We start from the raw sequence: 20,950 nt of genomic DNA, 5'->3' as shown, positions 1-20,950 counted from the left end.
TTTATACATTAGAAAGCTTTGAGGCCTCAAACTATTTTAAGACCTCAAAAACACCCTGAAAATATTCTAACGAAGGTTTAAACATGCTGTTTACATATTTCTTCTGTACTGCCCTCCTACTTCAAACAAAGCTTTGGTAATTTGCCCAAGTGAACACACTTTACAAACCTCCATTAAGGCTTCGAATATGTTTTCGTTATTCACGGCTTTTCTTTGCAGTTCTTTTAGTAAATCATCTGTGCTATTAGCCTTATGAAGGTTTTCTAATGTTTTAATTTGAAATTGCTTCTCTTCTTCCGTGGCACGAATAACTTCCGCTGGTAAAACTGTTGGAGAACCTTTGCTACTTAAAAACGTATTAACGCCGATAATTGGAAAATCGCCATTATGCTTCAAGGTTTCATAATACAAACTTTCTTCTTGTATTTTACTACGCTGATACATGGTTTCCATGGCGCCTAAAACACCACCACGTTCGGTAATTCTATCGAATTCTAATAGTACCGCTTCTTCGAATAAATCGGTTAATTCCTCAATAATGAACGATCCTTGAATTGGGTTTTCGTTCTTATTCAATCCTAATTCTTTATTTATAATAAGTTGAATAGCCATTGCTCGACGCACAGACTCTTCAGTAGGTGTTGTTATAGCTTCATCGTACGCATTCGTGTGTAATGAGTTGCAGTTATCGTAAATAGCGTAAAGCGCTTGTAGAGTAGTTCGGATATCATTAAAATCAATTTCCTGCGCATGCAAGCTTCTTCCTGACGTCTGAATATGATATTTAAGCATTTGCGCTCTAGCATTGGCACCATACTTATATTTCATAGCTTTTGCCCAAATTTTACGTGCTACACGACCAATAACAGCATATTCGGGATCGATTCCGTTGGAAAAGAAGAATGATAAGTTTGGTCCGAATTTATTAATATCCATACCGCGACTTAAATAATATTCCACGTAAGTGAAACCATTAGATAAGGTTAACGCCAACTGCGTAATAGGGTTGGCTCCTGCTTCTGCAATATGATAGCCCGAAATAGAAACGGAATAAAAGTTACGAACGTTATTATCTATAAAATACTCTTGTACATCGCCCATTAAACGCAGCGCGAATTCTGTTGAAAAAATACAGGTATTTTGTGCTTGATCTTCTTTTAAAATATCGGCTTGTACCGTACCACGAACCTGCGCCATGGTTTTTATTTTGATATCGTTATAAATGGCTTCAGGTAACACCTGATCTCCTGAAACACCCAAAAGCATTAAACCCAAACCGTTATTTCCTTCAGGTAAATTACCATTGTATTTTGGACGCTCTTTACCCTTATAAATTTCAGATATTTTAGATTCTACTTCGGCTTCTAAACCATTTTCTTTGATGTAAATTTCGCACTGTTGATCGATGGCTGCGTTCATAAAAAAGCCAAGCAACATGGGAGCTGGACCATTAATTGTCATACTCACCGAAGTCATCACATGGGCTAAATCGAAGCCAGAATATAGTTTTTTAGCATCGTCTAAGCAACAAATAGACACACCTGCATTTCCAATTTTCCCGTAAATATCGGGGCGCAAATCGGGATCGTTTCCATAAAGCGTCACACTATCAAAAGCGGTGGATAATCGTTTTGCTGGCAATCCAGCACTGACGTAATGAAAACGTTTATTAGTACGTTCTGGCCCTCCTTCTCCGGCAAACATTCTCGCAGGATCTTCCCCCGTTCTTTTAAACGGATAAAGTCCGGAAGTGTATGGAAATTCGCCCGGTACATTATCCTGTAAGCACCATTTTAGAATATCGCCCCAAGCCTGATATTTTGGTAAAGCGACTTTCGGTATTTCGGTTTGTGATAAGGATTTCGAGTGTGTTTCAATATTAATTTCTTTATCACGAACTTTAAAGGTGTAAACTGGATTTTTGTATTTATTAACTTTCTCGTCCCAACTGGTAATAATTTCCCAGTTATATGGATCGAGGTTTAATTTTACACGATTAAATTCTTTGACTAAAAGGTTTAAAAACTCCTTATCTGTATCATTTTTGACTAATTCAAGAATTCCTTCTTCTTCTAATCCAAACTTACTTAAATATGTTTTCTCACTTTCGTTTGAAATGTCCGCCACAGAACAAATAGTTTTGTAAATCCCGTAAAGTTTCTGCGCTACTTCAAACTGTTCTAATCCTTTTTTATCGTAAGCACGGTTATTTTCTGCAATTTCCGATAGATAACGGGTTCTATTTGGTGGTATTACAAAAATTTTCTCGCTCATTTCATTCGAAATAGTGAAGGTTGATTTTAAATCGGCACTCGCTTTTTCAACCAAAGCATCCATTATGGCTTTGTAAAGCGTGTTCATCCCTGGGTCGTGAAACTGTGAGGCAATGGTGCCGAACACAGGTAAATCGTCCTGATGCGTATCCCACAAATTATTGTTACGCATGTATTGTTTTTTAACATCGCGCAAGGCATCTAACGATCCGCGTTTGTCAAATTTATTAATAGCCACCAAATCGGCAAAATCGAGCATATCAATTTTTTCCAATTGGGTTGCTGCGCCAAATTCAGGCGTCATTACGTATAAGGATACATCAGAATGTTCGATAATTTCGGTATCGCTCTGCCCAATTCCTGATGTTTCTAATATAATAAGGTCAAATTCCGCCGCTTTTAAAACCTGAACGGCTTCGTTTACATATTTAGAAAGTGCTAAATTAGATTGACGAGTTGCCAAACTACGCATGTAAACACGTTTATTATTTATAGCATTCATTCTAATTCTATCGCCTAAAAGCGCACCGCCTGTTTTTCGTTTTGACGGATCTACAGAAATAATACCAACTGTTTTTTCAGGAAAATCAATTAAAAAGCGCCGTACTAATTCGTCTACTAAACTCGATTTACCGGCACCTCCCGTTCCTGTAATACCCAGAACGGGTGTTTTTGAGTTTATATTTTTTTGATGAATAGCCTCTAAAATAGATTGTGATACTTCTGGAAAATTTTCCGCAGAAGAAATAACACGTGCAATGGCTTTGGAGTTTTTCTCTTTCAGCCTATCGACATCAACATCGAGCTTATCGCCTATGGCAAAATCAGATTGTTGAACCAAATCGTTAATCATGCCTTGAAGCCCCATTTCTCTACCATCATCAGGTGAATAGATTCTGGAAATACCATAATCCATCAATTCCTTTATTTCTGAAGGTAAAATAACGCCACCACCGCCTCCAAAAATTTTAATATGTTCGGCTCCGTTTTCTTTCAACAAATCGAACATGTATTTAAAATACTCGTTATGTCCGCCTTGGTATGATGTTAAACAAATAGCATTAACATCTTCCTGAATGGCCGTATTTACAACTTCTTCCACACTTCTATCGTGACCTAAATGAATCACTTCTACTCCGGTAGATTGAATAATACGACGCATAATATTTATAGATGCATCATGCCCATCGAACAACGATGCTGCGGTTACTATTCTTACTTTATATTTAGGTTTATATACAACGGCTTGCTTCATTCTTAAAAAATCTTGTTTTTACAACTACAAATTTACGAAATATTCAAAAAAATAATCGATTCATAATCAATAATTTAATTTTAAATTCCGATCCTACTTATATGCAATATTAAGTTAATTTTACACGAAACTTATATAGTTAAAATATTATAATGAATAAAATCACCATATTAATTCACTGTAAAGATTTACCTGGTATTATTGCCACGGTAACTAATTTTATCACTGAAAAACAAGGTAACGTTATTTACTTAGATCAGCATGTAGACCGTGAACAAAACATATTTTTCATGCGTTTAGAAACTGAATTTCACGATGCTAGTTTTTCAACAGTAGATTTTAAAGAATGTTTTAAAAATAATATTGCTGAAAGCTTCAAGATGAAATGGCGTATTTATTCTTCGGAAAAGAAACCTAAAATGGCCTTGTTCGTTTCAAAATACGATCATTGTTTATACGATTTATTAGGCCGTTACAATTCCGGAGAACTCAATTTAGAAATTCCATTCATAATAAGTAACCATAACGATTTAAAACCGATTGCCGATAGTTTTAAAATTCCGTTTTACCATATTCCAGTTACAAAGGATACCAAAGCTGCTGCCGAAGCCGAACAATTAAGACTATTAGAATCGCATAACATCGATTTTATAGTTTTAGCGCGCTATATGCAAATTGTCTCAGGGACCTTAATTAATAAATACCCGAACAAAATAATAAACATCCATCACTCGTTTTTACCTGCCTTTGTGGGCGCTAAGCCTTATCATTCGGCATACAAACGTGGTGTTAAAATTATTGGAGCCACAAGCCATTATGTTACCGAAGAGTTAGATGCGGGACCTATTATAGAGCAAGACGTTGCCCATGTATCGCACACCTATACTATAGAAGCTCTTATAGCAAAAGGACGCGATTTAGAAAAAATAGTATTAGCAAATGCCATAAAAGCACATGCAAACCGCAAAGTAATGGTATATAACAATAAAACAGTGATTTTTTCATAAAATAAACGTAACTTACTAATTATAAAGCCTTATAGGTTAAAAAACTCACTTTCAAACACCGTATTTAACTCCCCTTTTCACATCAAAGCGATAAAAGATGTGACCACACGGTTTATTATGTGTCTTAACAGTGTAGAACAAACCATTTAACTCAAATTAGTAATTATATGAAAACAAATTATCTTTTAAGCTTAGCTTTAGTATTAGGTCTTGGATTCTCTCAAGCGCAAAATTTACCAGCAAATCCTGACCCAGGAAAATGCTATGTAAAATGTATCACGAAGGACGAATTCAAAGACGTAGAAGAAACCATTGAAGTATATCCTGCATATACTGTATTAGAAGTTGTTCCAGCAACATACCGAACTGTAGAAGATCGCGTATTAATAAAGGAAGCTTCAAAAAAATTCATTTATGTTCCAGCAACATATGAAACTGTAGAAGTACCTTACGTAAAAAAAGAAGGTCGATCAGATTTAGAAATTAACCCAGCAACTTTTGGGTCTAACTCTAGAACTTTCGAAACTTACCCAGAAACATCGGGTTGGGAATACAAGGAAACTGCTTGTGACTCTCCTAACAAAGAAGACTGTGTTGTAGCTTGTTTCGTATCGTACCCAGCACAATCTAGAGATGTACCATTTACAACTTTAGCAAAAGATGCTACAACGAGCCAAGTACCTGTTACAGAAATAAACACGGTATACACAAAACGTGTTATCAAAACTCCAGCAAGAATGGACGAAGTTGAAATTCCAGCAGAATACTCAACAATTAAACGTCAAGTTGTTGAAACTCCAGCATCTACAAGAAGCGTAACAGTACCTGCAAAAATGCAAACTATTACAAGAACTGTATTAGCTAAAAAGGGTGGTATTACAACTTGGGAAGAAGTTGATTGTGGATTATTAGAATCTAACATCTTACCTATCTTTTACGAATTAGGAAGCGCACGTATCACTCCTGCATCAAAGAAAATTATCGACGAAATGTTATTACCTTTATTAAATAGCAAGCCTGTAAGCATCGAACTAATGTCTCACACAGATGCTAGAGGAAACGACGATTTCAACATGTCATTATCTCAACAACGTGCTAACTCAGTAGTAAACTACTTAGTATCTAAAGGAATCTCTAGAAGCCGTTTAACAGCAAGAGGTTACGGAGAAACAAGATTAGTAAACCGTTGTGCTAATGGTGTAGAATGTTCAGAAACTGAGCACCAAAAGAACAGACGTACAGAATTCAGAGTAATTCAGTAAACAGAAGAATAAATTGCTCTTAAAATTTTTAAACTGAGGGGTTAGTTTAATTAGCGAAAAAGACATCTTTTAATTAAGGTGTCTTTTTTATTTTATATTATTTTGGGCGTTACCACAAGGGTCGGGCTTTCCGTTGCAAATCCTCGCGCCACCGTTTATCAACGGTACCGCTGTGGGTTTTACACTGCAATCCCTAACGCAAGTATTTGCCAACCTTGTTACGCATCCGAATAGCATGAATACTTAAACAATAACAATTTTCTATATTTGCCCCCTTAATTCAATTAAAAACACTCAAATAAAACCAAAATGAAAAAAGTGTTTTTTGTAATAACAGCCCTGTTTATAGCCATCATCAATACCTCATGTGGCAGTAATAACGATGCCACCTCGGAAATTCAATACCCAATCACAATGAAGTTCTCACACGTAGATGAAAGTTTCTCTTTCTTTAAAGATGGCCTAGAAACCGAAGTACCCGATGATATTCTAGCCGATTATTATGCAAATACCGGAATAGCTAGAAACAAAGTCCAAATAGAAGAAGAAAATAAAGACGATTATTTTAAATTTCTTAACGCTACAGAGGTCGAAGTTGCACAATATGGAGAAACATATCATGTGAATTACATCTTTGAGGGTGGATTTCTATACCTTTATATAGAAGATGAAGACGATGCAATTATCAGAAAATTTTTGTACGGAAAAGGAAACATCAATACATTTGAATATCTATACTCCTCTATTGTCCTTAAAAAAGAAAACTCAAGAAGTAGCTCTAGCAGCGCTTACGAAGATGAAGGCGATATCCCCTATTTTCCTACAACATTTAGTAACTCTATAAATTTCCATAATTATGAGAACATTACAGATATACAAGGCGACACTTACCTCCTTATACACAACCTAGCTGATGTATTTATAAAAGAATAAACCGTTTTTGTTAAAAAAAAGCGCTCAGAGCTTACGTCCTGAGCGCTTTTATTTTAAGCTTATTTGTTCCTTATAAACTAACGTTTATTGTAAACGTATTCTAAATAAGTAGCTGCTTTTTTTTCAACCTTTATACCGTATTCTTCCAAATTCGAAGCCATAAACTCAAAATACTTATAATGAATTTGCCAGTCATGTAAATTTTCATCATTAAAATTTTCAGCAAACACAATTGGCGTTTCTAATAAATTAGACAATTTGTAAGCGACCTCTTTCAACGAAACATTATCTGCTTGAATATCAGAATCACCAATTAAATATTTAGGATTATTAATTCCCCAATCTATTTGCTCCGTATCCCAAAATAATGCATTATTCACTTGAAATACTAAGGCATCGCCCTTTTTTTCATATTCTTTACGGCGTAACTTTAAGGCTTTAGAAATATATTTCTCTTTATTTTCAATAGCCTTAGAGCCTTCTTCAAAATACATTTTATAGTACTTATTTACAGCTTCAGGCATTATAACCTGCCCTTTGTTACTCCGTAATGTATAAGCCATAATATCTTGTAAACGCCCTTCAATTTCTAAATAACCATTTTTATTTGTTGTCTGAATTCCTGTATTCATTTCAGGAACAACTGCAACTTCTAACAACCCAAAATCATCTCTTCGTTTCACAGGGTTTTCTACAATAACTTCTTGCTTATATTCTTCAAGCTTAAAAAAATTTTCTACCGAAATTGTTTTATTATTTCTTACTAAAAACCCACCTATAGTATACCCTTTTAATTCCGCTGGATGTCCCTCCCAAAGTTTCGTCCCTTCCGCATTAAACAAAATGCCGTATGGCAAACTAGTAATATTATGAGTTTTAAATGTTTCCCCTTCATAATCTAATGCCACGGCTAAATCCATCTGGTGTTTGGTCATAAACTTTTTTACCACCTCTGGCGTTTCATTAGATAACGATAAAATATAAAATTTATCAGGAAATTGACGCTGTAACGATTCTAAATATTTTGAAACATGAATACATGGTCCGCACCATGTTGCCCAAAAGTCGACAAAATACAATGCGTTTTCATCACTTGTAGCAATTGATGATGTTTTTATATTGTTAGAAATGTGTATTTGTCCGAAAAACAATACTGGACTTAATACGCACAGTAAAAAAACTATTTGATTTCTTATTTTCATTATAATATACCCTTAATCTGAGCCAATTTAATCATTATATTACACCTAAACACGTTTACCTTTTGAAATTAGCACTTTAAAATAGACTCAATTCTTTTAACCTTAATTTCAATTCAAGCTTAGCATAACAATAATTGTGCTAAAATACTATTTTAAAAAAAGAGTTTAATTTTCAATCGTAAAATATATCTTTGCTTTTAATTTAAAACCCAATATCATGATACGTAAAAGTCTCGTTTTTTTATTAATATTTAATCTTACAGCTTGTGCTGAATTACAGCAAGTTGTTAGCCAATTACCACAAACAGGAAGTGTTTTGGGCACAACCGATATTGCCGCTGGCTTAAGACAAGCCCTTGATTTAGGTATTGATAAACAAGTTACCAAACTCACACAAACTGATGGTTTTTTTAAGAACGATTTAGTTAAAATTTTACTACCAGAAGAATTACAAAAGGTAGACAAAGCACTTAGAGATATTGGATTAAGCAGCCTTGCCGACGAAGGTTTAAAAGTACTTAACCGTGCAGCAGAAGATGCTGTAAAAGAAGCTACTCCTATTTTTGTAAATGCAGTAAAAGATATCACCTTTGCCGATGCTAAAGATATTTTACTGGGTAATAATGATGCTGCAACTCAATATTTAACAACCAAAACACAAACCGATCTTTACGCTAAATTTAACCCTGTAATTAAAAATTCTTTTAGCAAAGTAGGTGCCGATGAAATTTGGAGTAATTTAATTACGAAATATAACGCGCTTCCGTTTACAAAAAATGTGAACGCTGACTTAACCGATTACGTTACAGGAGAAGCTTTAAAAGGTGTTTATAATATGATTGCTGTTGAAGAAACTGAAATTAGAACAAAAGCATCATCTAGAACAACCGAATTATTACAGAAAGTATTCGCTTTACAAGACTAAAAAACGATACCATAATTATAAAAACCGAATGTTAGCATTCGGTTTTTTTTGCTTTAAAATTAACAAAATAACAGGTTATAAAGCTATAAAACAGGAATATCGAAAAATAACGTAAGAAAAAAACAAATATAACTCAACAAAAAACGTATATTGATGTACTACTTATTTTATATTTTATTGATATGAACCGAATTGATACCATTAAAACAAACCAAAATAGATTAAGCCAGCGTTACAAAGAACTGATAGAACAAGCTTATAATTTCCGCCAAACCGATTCCGCACTGAGCGATATATCTGAATATAAAGCTATAAAACTTTTGCATAAATTAAACCGGTTAAGATACCTTGTTAGAGATACTGAAATACAAGTTTAGTAAAAACCTTTGCTTTGAATGATTAAATGCAGTAAATCCAAGAAAATTAAGACTACATAAATAAAAAAGGAACAATCTTCTATTAAGATTATTCCTTTCTTGATCTCTAAAATACTCGAAATATACTTTAAAATATCGGTGTATACTTCACGCTTATGCTTCCGCTAGCGATAGGTTTTTCAAAATCGACACCAATTCTGACAGCACCTTTTCCTTCCCTTAAATATTCTACAGGAACAGGTTCAGGGTTAATAACAACTTTACCTCCACTGCTACTGATTTCAACTTTTACTTTTTGATTTTTCCCTATAAGCATAATAGTACTTTCATCAACAATTTCATATTCTGAAAACGTCATAATAGCTGTTCCGAAAACAACAGGTTTGCTTGTTTTAAAATCATCTTGAATACTAATTGTTCCCGCTCCAGACTTATCATTCGTCATTGTTCTAGATAAAGATTCAAGCATAGGCAATTCATACGCCGCACTAATATCCATAACCACTTTATCTTCTATATCAGTGAATTTGGTTTCTGTTATTTTTCCTTCAAATTGACGTCCATTAGATTGCAAAGTATGATCTATGATAGGAACTGGGTGCCCCCAAGAACTTCGTGCTTTATTGGTTGGCGAAAAAGATCCGGCACGATAAGACGGCGCACCTATATCTCCAGAAATTAAATCTTCTCCTAAAACTAAAATATAAGTTCCTACATCACTATGATTGTGGTTTTCTTTATTGTGTCCTGCTTTAACCGCTACAGAAAATGGCACGTTCTGTTTTCCGCGAGAAATAACCATTCCAAAATCGTTAAAATAAGAATGATTTGGCACTACAAACGTTTTTGAATTTGTTGTTTTTCTTGTGGTAAAATCTTCTGGGTTTTTCCAAACAATAAGTTGTTCAACGGCTTGATCTAAAATATTTTCAATCGGTTTTCTTGCACCGTATTGTTTTGCCGCCAATACATAAGCAAAGTTACCTTCGTTATTTTTAACGATAGAGCTACCATCGGCAAAAGGTGCAAATTTTTCATTTTGAATATGGAAATTCTCAGGAAAATCGGCTACTCTATTCAGTTTATCAGGATCATGACCTTCAAATAAATTAATTTTTCCATCGGTATAATCGAAAAGTATTTCGGCCAAATATAAGTAATGGCCAAAACCGTAACGCCAATATCCAACACCTTCAGAACAATACCCGTCGGCTCCAAAACCGCTTACATAATGTTTCATACTATTAATTGCAGAACCTATAGCAGCAATACGCTCTTCTGCATCTGTTGCATTCGCTATAGATGTAAAAACGGCACCACTAGTACACACAGCATTCCAGTTGCTTTTACCATCAATCCAATGGTTATTTTTATCCGGAGTCTTACAGCTTTGTAAATAATTATCTGTAATTCTATATTGAAGTTGTGCTTTAATTTCGTTTCTAAACTCAGGTGATAATTGATTTTCCAAAAGCGTTTCAGCTACAGCTAAAACCGACCCAAAACGTCTTGCACCTAAATCGATTGACACCCGTTTTCCTTCAAGAACGCTATTATTTCTGTCGTCATGGTTAGGATGCAACCACGATTTCATATCCATAATAGCTCTTAAATACACTCTGATTTGAGGTACAAAACGTCCGTTATTTTCTAAGCATTCAGCTAAAATAAAATGCTCTAAACGTATCATGGTATCGTAATACCTTGGTTTATAAATAGCTCGATTTCCTTCTTTATTGGCTCTTCTATAAATGTCATCAGAAATGGGAACTTCAGGAGCTTCATTCAAAAATGATAATGCCTTTTTTAAATAAGTTTTACCCGATTCGGTTTGGGCTACTTCATTCCAGAATGTTCTATCACTAATTTTTGGTGCCGGTTGAAAGGCTTCATTCGGAATCACCTTTTTAAGCATTTCTATTTGCTTTTCCGAAGGATAAATAGTGTTTCCATTTGCATGTTTTAAATATTCCTTAATATCTAATTTATCATTTTCAACATTATTACATCCAAAAATAAATGTAAATGATAATAAAGAACAAAAGTAAATTGCCGCTTTTAGACTTCCCTTGAAATTCATATTTGTGATTATTTTATTGACCGAAAAGTTCCAATATTGAATTTCTTTTCTTCGTTATTAATCCATATTGTTACTGGCACTTCATTATCTAAAAACAATTGGCCATTCTTTTTTTCAAGTATTACATTTCCTTTTTCACTTGCTGAAACCTTAATATCTTTTGTTTCTAATTCGGTTCCATTTCCTATGAACAATATAAAATCACCATTTTTTTCTTTACCGAATACAGCATATATTGCATTTGTAGCCATGTTGTTATATTTCACCTTTTGGTTATTGGTGGTTGAAAAAACAAGATCTTCTCTTCCTGATTTGTGTTTCACATGAAGCCCAACAAATTCTTTACTTCCGTTTTCATCTTTAAAACTTGATATGTTTTCAATACTTTTTCCTTCTGTTGAAGTAAATGGTTCATAAACTGAAACGAATGGCTGTTCCCAAGCAGCACCAAATTGTCTTGCTGCAAAAGTTAAATATGGCGCTTTATCCACGTCATATGGCAAACCATGGTTTCCTTTAAAAGCTTTATGTGGAGGTGATTTTAGCGAAAATATTTCTCTGTTTTCTGCGCCCATCATCCAAAGATTCATAAACACATCTTCTTCTCCTTCTGGCCTATCAATCTTCCATTGCGCCTGATAATCTTCACTCGTTCTAATTGATTTTTTATCCCATTGATAATCGAACGCGTATAAGTAACCGCCAGCAAAAGCCATTTCTTCCGAAGGTTTAAGATCTAAAGGATTTCCTGACGCATCTAAAACCTCCATGCTTTGACCTAAATTATGATAAAAGTAATCGTGAAATTTATCGCCTTTACGTTGCTTTTTAGAACGGAAAACATCTATATAATACCCGGTAATCTCACCTGTTTTTACAATACTCACCAAACGACTTTGGTCACTTCGTGTTTCTGGCTCTAGAAAGTAAACATCGGAATATGTAATATTTTGATAATAATCTTTCTTTTGTTCAGACTTCGGATATTCTCCCATCAAATCGAACGCATGATTACTAAACATTTCGGTATAAGATGATACACCATCTACCATAACCGTGTTGTGCGCTGGAAACTGCGAGTAAAATTCTAAATATATAGGTTGTAAATAACCTGCACCCTTACCAGGATCTCCACCTTGCACAAAACCTTTTCCGTACAATTCCATGTTAATTCCATTAGCATGCATATGATTTCCTAATGATCCATTTAAGGAAGCCATCATTCCATTTTTCCCTGTGCCCATACGTTGTACATGCCAGCTTACATTTGGCGCATAAAACGTTTGGGTGATATAGTCGTCAATATCACTTTTTGTATATTTTGGATTTAACTCCAAAGGTTTACTTGCAAAAAACGAGCTGATATTAGCCCTCGGCTTTCTGTTTTTATCAGATTTTTGATCCTCTGCAAATAAGCGGTACAACCCTGTGAAATCTTCTTCTAAGGTTTTATCATTATTTTTCTGAGCAACACGAATTAAATTTGAAATAGCCTCTGTACCAATGCCACCATAATTAGAATCTCCAAACGCTACTGTTTGCCCATTAGGAAATAAATATTGCGGTAACATTTTAACAGCTTTCTCCATCACTGGCATGTATGGTAAAATATTATGATCGAAAGTATTATCAAAATCTTTAATAAATGTTGTTAAATCTTTAGTTACACCTTGAGAATACCCTGGACACTCCGCCCAGACCCCATTATTGTAATCGTATCCAAAATTCATGAATTTAGTTAATGACCACTGACGTGCGGATGTCACATTTAAAATGTAATTTATATAGTATTCCCTACCCTTTTTATCCTCATAAAACTGATCATCTTTTAGCACCATTGCTGCCTTTAAAATAATTTTAGCCTGGTGTAGGTTCCAATTATTTTGGGGTACTCCATTTTTAATAATTTGATCTGTCCATCGTTTAATCGTTTTATCATACATTGGAATATTTTCAGCATGATTAACTTCAATATACTGATGTAAAAAGTCATACAATTCAGCTACATCTATAAGCACACTTTCATGAATCACCTGAAAATTGGTAAAACCAACAAGTGTTTGAATATGCCCGTTAAGTAAATCGATTGGCTCGCTCCTGTAAGACATTCCTTCTAAATACGTATGAATAATAGCATTGGCGAACTTAGCATATCGTTCATCATTTTCTAACCAGTAAATAAATGCGGCATCACGTGCTAACTCAATGATTTGTTCATTAATGGAATAAATTACCCGTCCTGTTTTAGCTATTGCAGCCCATTCAAAAGGATTTCCATCTTTACTTTTATTGGGTAAATACAAACCTCTAGGATCGTCCATGTAGGGAAGAATATCTTCTAATTTTGGTGTTCCGTATGGTGTTGTATAATCTCTAGAGCCTACAAAACGAACAGTAGGCACAGGGGCTTCGCCATCGGCATGAGAATAATTAATGCCATTAACATAAACATTGGTTGATTTTGTTTTCCAATACATTTGCAACCTAGAAACCATCCATTCTGGGTCGGTAACATGGCGTTCTACATATTTATCAATACGATCATGAATACCCTTTAAAACATCTGCTGCCCATTCCTCTTTTTTTATGGTTTTTTCTAAATTCTTTTTTTCAGATTGGCTAATATACAATCGTGGATATCCCTGATCTAAATTCTCAGGAAGCGGAATTTGCGCAAACCCACTAAATGAAAATGCACAAAAAACAAATAACATTAATGACACAGAAACCTGTTGTTTCTTATTCAAGCTTTTCTTTTTTACCAACATATTTCAGTTTACTTTAAAGTTACTTTTACTGTTTTATTTGATGTATCATACTTACCGCTTTGTGTAGTTTCATTAACATTAAGTGATGATTTTTTATTTGAACTACGCAGACTTAATGTTGCCTTTTCCTGACCTTGAAAAGTTACTTTTTGTGTTCCAGAAAAACCTTCAACTAAAGCTGTATATTTTGATAAAGCATGTATTAAAACTTCATTATCACGACGTAAATAACTGCCGTGACCGATAAACATTTCATCAACATTATTGATTTTTGTTTTATCAGCATCAGCTTTAAATTTTAAAACTGTTAAATAAGCATCGGTTTCCCAACCATTCATATTAAGGACACTATTACGGTGTTTTAGTCTGCCATCGGCCAAAAGATTAAAATACACTTCTGTTGTTTCACCATTCTGTGTAATAGAAACTCCTAAAAAGTCTTTTCCTTCAAAACGTTTGATAATAGGTAAGTTTTCTTTATTTTCTTCAGTTTTTAAAGTAATTGCAGAAATAAATTTGGTTCTAGCTGTTTCTTCAAAATGACTTATAGACCAATACTTAGCTCTGTTTTCCGGATGATGATCTTCATAACCTAACTTTTCTTCTAAACGCATTTGCTCAGGAAAATCGTGAGGTAATCCTCCTTCCGGAAAAGTTGCTGGATATAATGAATTTACAATAACCTCAGCATCGCCATCTTTGATAGATACATCTAAATCTTTACGTTTAGATTCGCCGTTATAATGCAATAACCATTCGAACTTACCTGGTTTATGTGCTAATAAATCGTCTATCACTAAAATAACATCGCCCACCCAAATAAAATTACGATAATTACGTGCTAATGTTTGTGCATAAGGCCCTGTGGCATTAGCTAAAATGTATTTAAAATTGTCGCCTTCTATTAAATTATGAAGTGACCCTGGGTTTGCAACTCCAAAATAAGGATCTTTTCTATTCTGACCTTCACCATTAAAAAGCACCACATTATGCGCTTCACTTTGGCAATAATACTCCGTATAAAGTGGATTTCCATAAGATGCATTTCCTGAATCTATTATTAAATTTTTTCCATTATGAAATAAAATATACGATCCGGCATCGGCATGCGTGTGGTTCCAAGTAAAACCAGATTTCACGGCTAACATGGTCGCGTTTTTATTCCAAGAATTTCGCATGGTTGCCCATCCCATGTCCGCAAATAAATGCGATGTTGCCAGTTTAGGTGAATAATTACTCGAAATTTCAGGTAATTTCGGGTGTAAAATGAGTCCGTTAGGTGTATCTAATTGTAAACCTTCCTTATCATTTCCAGCACTGGTTTGATTGATGTACCATGCATAATCGTTTTTCTTATAACCCAATTGCCATAGCAATGTTAAACAGGCGTTTCCGGTTTTATTGATGAAACTATCACCAAAGTTTACAGACATTGGTTTTCCTTCTTCAACGTAATAAGTGGTTTGAATAAAGAAATCTCCAATTTTATCTAAAATAGGTAAATCGACCTGCTTTGTGTTTGGTAATGCCGATTGCAACGCAAAACGGAACAATAAATATTGAGAAATACCGTAAGAAGCATAGTTTATACTTTCGTAAAAACCGCCGTCTTTATCAAATGTTGGCGGTTTATTTTGCAATACACTCCCCGAATAATTAATAAACTCGGTAGCGGTTTGAGCAATATCATTCACCCAGTTTTTAGCTTCAGGAACTTCATTTCTAATCGCTAACGAGCTAAAACCAGCCATATAAACACAAGCACTCCACCAGTTGTGCCCCATAGTATCAAACGTGTGAAAGTTTGCATTTGGCAATAACCAATCGTCTAAAGCGGGTTGAATACCAACGCGCACTAAATTTTCAGCAATATCCTTTCGTTCTTTTTTAGTTAAGTAATCATAAATGCAATCAAACCCTATAGAAACGAAAAAACTAGTATGTGATGTATTTAAACCGCCTTTCCAAGCTGGTGTTCTGCTTAATAAATTCTTTCCTTCCCAAGTATCTTTTGAAGTATAATCTACTAATATTTTTTTTATGGTTTTGGCATATTTTTCATCACCCGTCATGCGATAGGCTAAACCTAACACTTGACAATTATCGGCTTTAAATCTATCTTTTGAAACTAATTCGTCGGCATATTTCAATTGCTTTTCCCAACTATTTTTTATATCCTCATTAACCGTAATTTGCTTTTTTAAATTAGCAATATTACTATCGGTGTATAACAGATAATTTCTTTTTTGGGCTGTAACTAGCATTACAAAAAAACAGCAAATAATAAATGAAATTCCTTTTTTCATAGTTCTAAAATGAAACATTAATGTTTAAAATTTATATTCTATTCAATATTACTTATTTGCTTAATAAATAAATATAAACTATTAACCATTGTGTGTAAATTATAGCTCTTATCCATGTATTCTTGTCTTTTTTTTGAATAATAACAAAGCATAAAAAAAAGCCAAGACCAACTAAAATCGCTTTTAGCAAATCTTGACTTAATTTTAAAATCAATAAACTTTTCTACATAAATTTATTTATTGAACAATAAATCTATACTATAGCTTAATTAGTTTTTTTACCGTTGTTCCTCGATCATCTGTGAATTTTAGAAAATAAATTCCCGAGCTCAAGTTTTCCAATGAGATTTCCTTACTGCTTTCTAAAAGAAAAATTTGCGATTCTAAAACACCATTAATATTAAATATTTCTAAGGTTAAATTAGAAGCGTTAACAACCGTAACCACCTGATTTGCTGGGTTTGGATATAGTTTTATTTCAGGTAAAGAAAAATCATTAACAGCTAAAGTATTTGTTCCAAAAACTTCAACCTCAGCTAAAGACATTCCTCTATCAGACGTTTTTGATATTTTAATAATTCGACCTATTTTACTATCGACATCTATCCTTAATGGTCTAGACGCTGGGTAACTGGAATAAAACTGAGTAAACATAATCACTTCATTTTCATTTAAAACTTCTACAGTAAAATTATTTAAATCACTAACATAAGCAACACCTTTATTACTTCCTGTTCTGCCATAAATTACAATTTCCTCAATAATTTTATCTTCACCTAAATCTACTTGCCACCATTTAAGCGTATTAGCCCCAGTACTTCCATGTTCAGTATGTGTTACCGAGCTTCCGCCATAATTACCATCAGTATTACCATCGTTACCACGAGCAGCATCACCTTCGTATGCTGTGGTAGACTGAGAAGCAATTCCTCCATTTGAAGCTAAAGCCAGGTTACTTAACTCAACCTTTTCTTGATGAAACTCAAACCAATCTAAATTGAACGCTCCATTTCCGAAATACAAATACACCTCATGGGTACCTGTAACGTTTTGAAGTAAAGATGCTGTCACCTCTTCCCAAACTTCCCATCCGCCTGTTTTTGGAACGGTAGTTTGAGCAATTAAGATACCTTCTGTTGGGTGGCCTAGCATCACGTTTATAAATCCGTTTTCTATAGTTTCCTCGGTAGGATATCCTGCCACGTTAAATGTAATTTGTGCAGGTGCTTCCGAAGTAAAATCGACACTACCATAACGAATCCATTCGTTATCATTTATACCTCCAAGATACTCATTGTTTATTGGAACCACCCCAAACATGCCGCAGTAATCTAATGCATCTATCTGAGAAAATGCATTGTAATTTACACCGCTACATTCATCATTATTAAAAAAGAAGTTATCCATATTTAAAAAAGAAGATCCTGTCCCTTTAAAAACAAAGTATAAATCGTGTGTTCCTGTTATTTCAGAAGCCGTATAGCTAGAGAACACTTCATAATTATTATTGCTACCCGTGATCCCAACCACTACGGTTGTTAATAATGTACCATCTACAGCTCCACTTCGAACTTCAATAGAACCTCCAGTTGTAGAAGATGCTAAAACTTCAATTTCATTGTAAACATCGTCATTTCCAAAATGAACATTATTAAATCTTATATAATCGCCATCATCAATATCTCCAACTGATTTATTAAAGATAGACAAATCGTACACTGATATTCCTGACGAAGCACAGAAATCTTCTGCACTTATAGGTAAAAACGGGTTGTAAGACGACTGAGCACAAGCGTCTTTACTAAAAGATAATTTATCTAAATTAAATAACCATCCGGTTTCGCTTACACCAACAAAAACAAAGTAGATGTCCGTTACTCCGCTTACAACTTGATTTAAGTTTTCGGAAAACTCTAAATAAGTAGATTCACTATTAGTACTAGTAATAGGTATTGTTGCCAGTAAAGTTCCTGTATTACTTCCGGTTCGAACTTCTATAGACACGTTGTTATGTATACTAGATACAACAGCTTCAATCGCAGTCATATCAGTTAAATCAATAGCATTAAAACTTATCCAATCCCCAGCATGTATACCATAAACTTCTTGAGTATTTGAATTACCATTTATATCTCTCGTGCCTATATCAGACATGGCATCATAACATTCTGCCTGAAGGTTACTCACTGTATTATTACATGGTTTTGTTGTACTACAGTTGGTTAATTGCGTGATTGTATTTCCAGATCCATTATCTTCAACGGGTCCACAAGAGAAAATATCACAATTTGTAGCACTTTCTAGAACTAAAGGATAAGGTGTGTTGTTTGTAAATGTAATATTACTAGCATTTCTAGAAGGTGGTGGCTCTACAGACCCTGCTAAAAAACGATTTGCTGGCCTTGTTCCTCCTAAAACAATTTTAATATCTGGATTATAGTAAGTGGTACCATCATGTATTGTAATATTATGATTGGTTCCTCCTGCAAAAAAATAAGGTGTATCTCCAATTTTAGGAATGTAGTTGTCTAAAATAGTAACCTCATATGTTGCATTAGAACGAGAAATATCTTCTGACAAAATGGGTCCAACCGAGGCATCTGCAAAACAATTAATAACGTCTCCATCATTACCTAACCAAAACCCGCCCTCGCAAGCTAATGCTGTACAATTTTCAATGCGCTTATTATTTCCTCCTTCAGCACCTGTATTTACACCTACGCGCATTTTAACAATAGTACAATCTATAACTGTTGTATTCTCCGTACCTCTATCAACACCTGTAGAATCCCCATTAGAATCGTGTATAACACCGGTGGAGTAAGCTCTAATACCTGCTTCCTGAAGACTAAAAGTGTAGTCGCTTGTATGATCTCTTAAGTCAAATCCCCAAACCGTTTGAAAATCTGCACTATCTGCTGGAGATCCGGTGCCTTCTTCTTGTAGCATTTCGCCAACAGTCCTTGTTTCTCCTTCAACATAACAACCTTCTATAACAGCATCATGAGAACCTTGTACAAATATACCATGACCATAAGCTCTCATAATTACACTACAATTTTTTATATGATTCCTGTCTCCTCTAATTAAAATACCGGCATGTTTTTGATGAGAAATTACAGATCCGCCACCTTTACCAAAAGTATCACCATAACCATAAGGAAAGGAGCCTCTCACAGTTGTTTTAAATCCTTCAATTAAATTATCTGCACCATCAAGGTGTATGGAGCCTGCACCTTTGGAAGGAACCGTCATTCCAATATCCTCCATGGTTAAATTCAAGTAAACATTATCATTTCCGGCTGCCCAAAACTCAATAACATCGGTGTTACCGTATAGTGTAAAAATTTTAGTATCAATTTCAAATTTCACATCGGTAAAATCGAAAGTACAGTTATTTCCTGTAAACAGAAGTAATTTTGGGTTTGAGAATAACTTATCTGGCCCGCAATTGGTTTCATTAAAATAGTATGTACCAGGAGCCATTACAAAATCTCCATCGTTGTCTCCTAAGTGAGCCCTTAACTCCGCAAGCGTATTTATTGTTGTTTGGGCTTGTAAGTGTCCTCCCCATAAAAATAAGACTGAGAGTATTATTAATTGTATATATTTTTTCATTTATCTCATGTTTTTTTATTAAAATAAAAGCATAACAATAAATGCTTACGTCTACAATAGAACATAAACACCACTATATCAACACTTTTAAAATAACCTTGTTTGGAATAAAATTTAATCTAAAAACAAAAAGTCTCCTTTCACAACATATTGCCAAGGAGACTTTAGTTTTTAATACATTACTGTTACTTATATTTTTGCTGGAAACGTTCCTTCTGTAGGATTGCTTTCGAAAATATAAACAGAATCTACCGTAGGTTTATAAAATGTTTTATAGTTAAAACTGCCTTCTGGTATAAAATCGGAAATAACTAAAGTGTCTTCCGATTCATCGATAACCACTGTTTTCTCTAAACCATCTGCTTCACTAATATATGTTAGTTCTGTTTTCACCAACAAATCGTTAGTTACCTGCTCTACCATTTTTGAATCGATATACCTATTTGATTCCCAAGTTAGAGTTACTTCTGTCTCTGAAGATAAAGTGCTCCCACTTAAACTTCTATTAACTAAATCAGCACGATATGTTTCACCTAAAACTTCAGTAAAAAGCGTTAAAGTATTCGATTTGTTACCGTTTGCATCTTCTAAATGAACTGCAAACTCATAAGAACCTTCACCTGGCTCAACTTCGACATCAATTATTTCGTTTTGATAAATGGTTCTATCAATGTTAAAAGTCTTCTCATTTGCTCCTAAATTCCAAGAAATAACTCCTTTTTTTAATTTTGGATCTGCATTAATAAAAACTTTAAACATTAATTTATCTAAACCTGAATCGACACTTAAAGAATCAGGAGAGCCTACACTTACCACATTACCATCACTGTATTCACTATATGTTTCATATAAATCTGTTTCACAGGAAAAGGAACATGTTATTATTAAAGCCAGCAACGATATGCGACCTATTATTCTTTTATATTTTATAATCATATTTTCTA

General features: G+C 34.2%; 12 protein-coding genes. 5 read left to right on the top strand and 7 right to left on the bottom strand.

All coding sequences use genetic code 11. The annotated features are described in order from the left end of the window. Window positions 1–90 precede the first annotated feature (90 nt). Window positions 91–3,528: a methylmalonyl-CoA mutase family protein gene (locus tag QWY92_RS15270; RefSeq protein ID WP_290272785.1), complete on the bottom strand. Its 3,438-nt coding sequence runs from the start codon at window positions 3,526–3,528 to the stop codon at window positions 91–93. Between the two features lie 152 nt (window positions 3,529–3,680). On the opposite strand from QWY92_RS15270, the gene purU reads away from it, so the two are divergent. The 3 genes from purU (at window position 3,681) to QWY92_RS15255 (ending at window position 6,730) form a co-directional block, all read left to right on the top strand. Further along, entirely contained in the window at window positions 3,681–4,535 is an 855-nt protein-coding gene (purU, locus tag QWY92_RS15265) for a formyltetrahydrofolate deformylase (RefSeq protein WP_290272783.1), read from the top strand. Window positions 4,536–4,702: 167 nt separating this feature from the next. Then, the gene (locus QWY92_RS15260; RefSeq protein WP_290272781.1) at window positions 4,703–5,797 is read left to right on the top strand and encodes an OmpA family protein; all 1,095 of its coding nucleotides are present in this window, start codon (window positions 4,703–4,705) and stop codon (window positions 5,795–5,797) included. Window positions 5,798–6,106: 309 nt separating this feature from the next. Next, on the top strand, window positions 6,107–6,730 hold the full coding sequence (locus QWY92_RS15255; protein WP_290272779.1) for a hypothetical protein: 624 nt from the start codon (window positions 6,107–6,109) through the stop codon (window positions 6,728–6,730). Between the two features lie 77 nt (window positions 6,731–6,807). Here QWY92_RS15255 and QWY92_RS15250 read toward each other — a convergent pair whose 3' ends face one another. Then, on the bottom strand, window positions 6,808–7,932 hold the full coding sequence (locus QWY92_RS15250) for a TlpA family protein disulfide reductase (protein ID WP_290272777.1): 1,125 nt from the start codon (window positions 7,930–7,932) through the stop codon (window positions 6,808–6,810). 217 nt (window positions 7,933–8,149) lie between these two features. On the opposite strand from QWY92_RS15250, the gene QWY92_RS15245 reads away from it, so the two are divergent. Further along, the gene (locus QWY92_RS15245) at window positions 8,150–8,857 is read left to right on the top strand and encodes a DUF4197 domain-containing protein (protein WP_290272775.1); all 708 of its coding nucleotides are present in this window, start codon (window positions 8,150–8,152) and stop codon (window positions 8,855–8,857) included. Window positions 8,858–9,039: 182 nt separating this feature from the next. Further along, window positions 9,040–9,234 (top strand): Lacal_2735 family protein, encoded by a 195-nt coding sequence (locus QWY92_RS15240; protein WP_290272773.1) that lies wholly within the window; start codon window positions 9,040–9,042, stop codon window positions 9,232–9,234. A 127-nt stretch (window positions 9,235–9,361) separates the two neighbouring features. On the opposite strand, the gene QWY92_RS15235 is transcribed toward QWY92_RS15240, so the two are convergent. From QWY92_RS15235 to QWY92_RS15215, 5 genes are all read right to left on the bottom strand, one after another. Next, window positions 9,362–11,314 carry a hypothetical protein gene (locus tag QWY92_RS15235; protein ID WP_290272771.1) on the bottom strand — a complete coding sequence of 651 codons (1,953 nt, stop codon included), beginning with the start codon at window positions 11,312–11,314 and terminating at the stop codon, window positions 9,362–9,364. Window positions 11,315–11,322: 8 nt separating this feature from the next. Next, entirely contained in the window at window positions 11,323–14,061 is a 2,739-nt protein-coding gene (locus QWY92_RS15230) for an endo-acting ulvan lysase-like protein (RefSeq protein ID WP_290272769.1), read from the bottom strand. Window positions 14,062–14,090: 29 nt separating this feature from the next. Beyond that, complete coding sequence (locus QWY92_RS15225; protein WP_290272767.1) at window positions 14,091–16,388, bottom strand: heparinase II/III domain-containing protein; 2,298 nt, start codon at window positions 16,386–16,388, stop codon at window positions 14,091–14,093. 258 nt (window positions 16,389–16,646) lie between these two features. Then, window positions 16,647–20,006: a carbohydrate-binding protein gene (locus QWY92_RS15220; RefSeq protein WP_290272765.1), complete on the bottom strand. Its 3,360-nt coding sequence runs from the start codon at window positions 20,004–20,006 to the stop codon at window positions 16,647–16,649. A gap of 189 nt (window positions 20,007–20,195) precedes the next feature. Beyond that, complete coding sequence (locus QWY92_RS15215; RefSeq protein WP_290272763.1) at window positions 20,196–20,942, bottom strand: DUF4998 domain-containing protein; 747 nt, start codon at window positions 20,940–20,942, stop codon at window positions 20,196–20,198. Window positions 20,943–20,950: the final 8 nt, after the last annotated feature.

The sequence above is a fragment of the Algibacter miyuki genome, assembly GCF_030409805.1.
Classification (GTDB): domain Bacteria; phylum Bacteroidota; class Bacteroidia; order Flavobacteriales; family Flavobacteriaceae; genus Algibacter; species Algibacter miyuki.
Note: the sequence above shows the minus strand (reverse complement) of the source record. Positions and strands in the feature narration are given on the sequence as shown.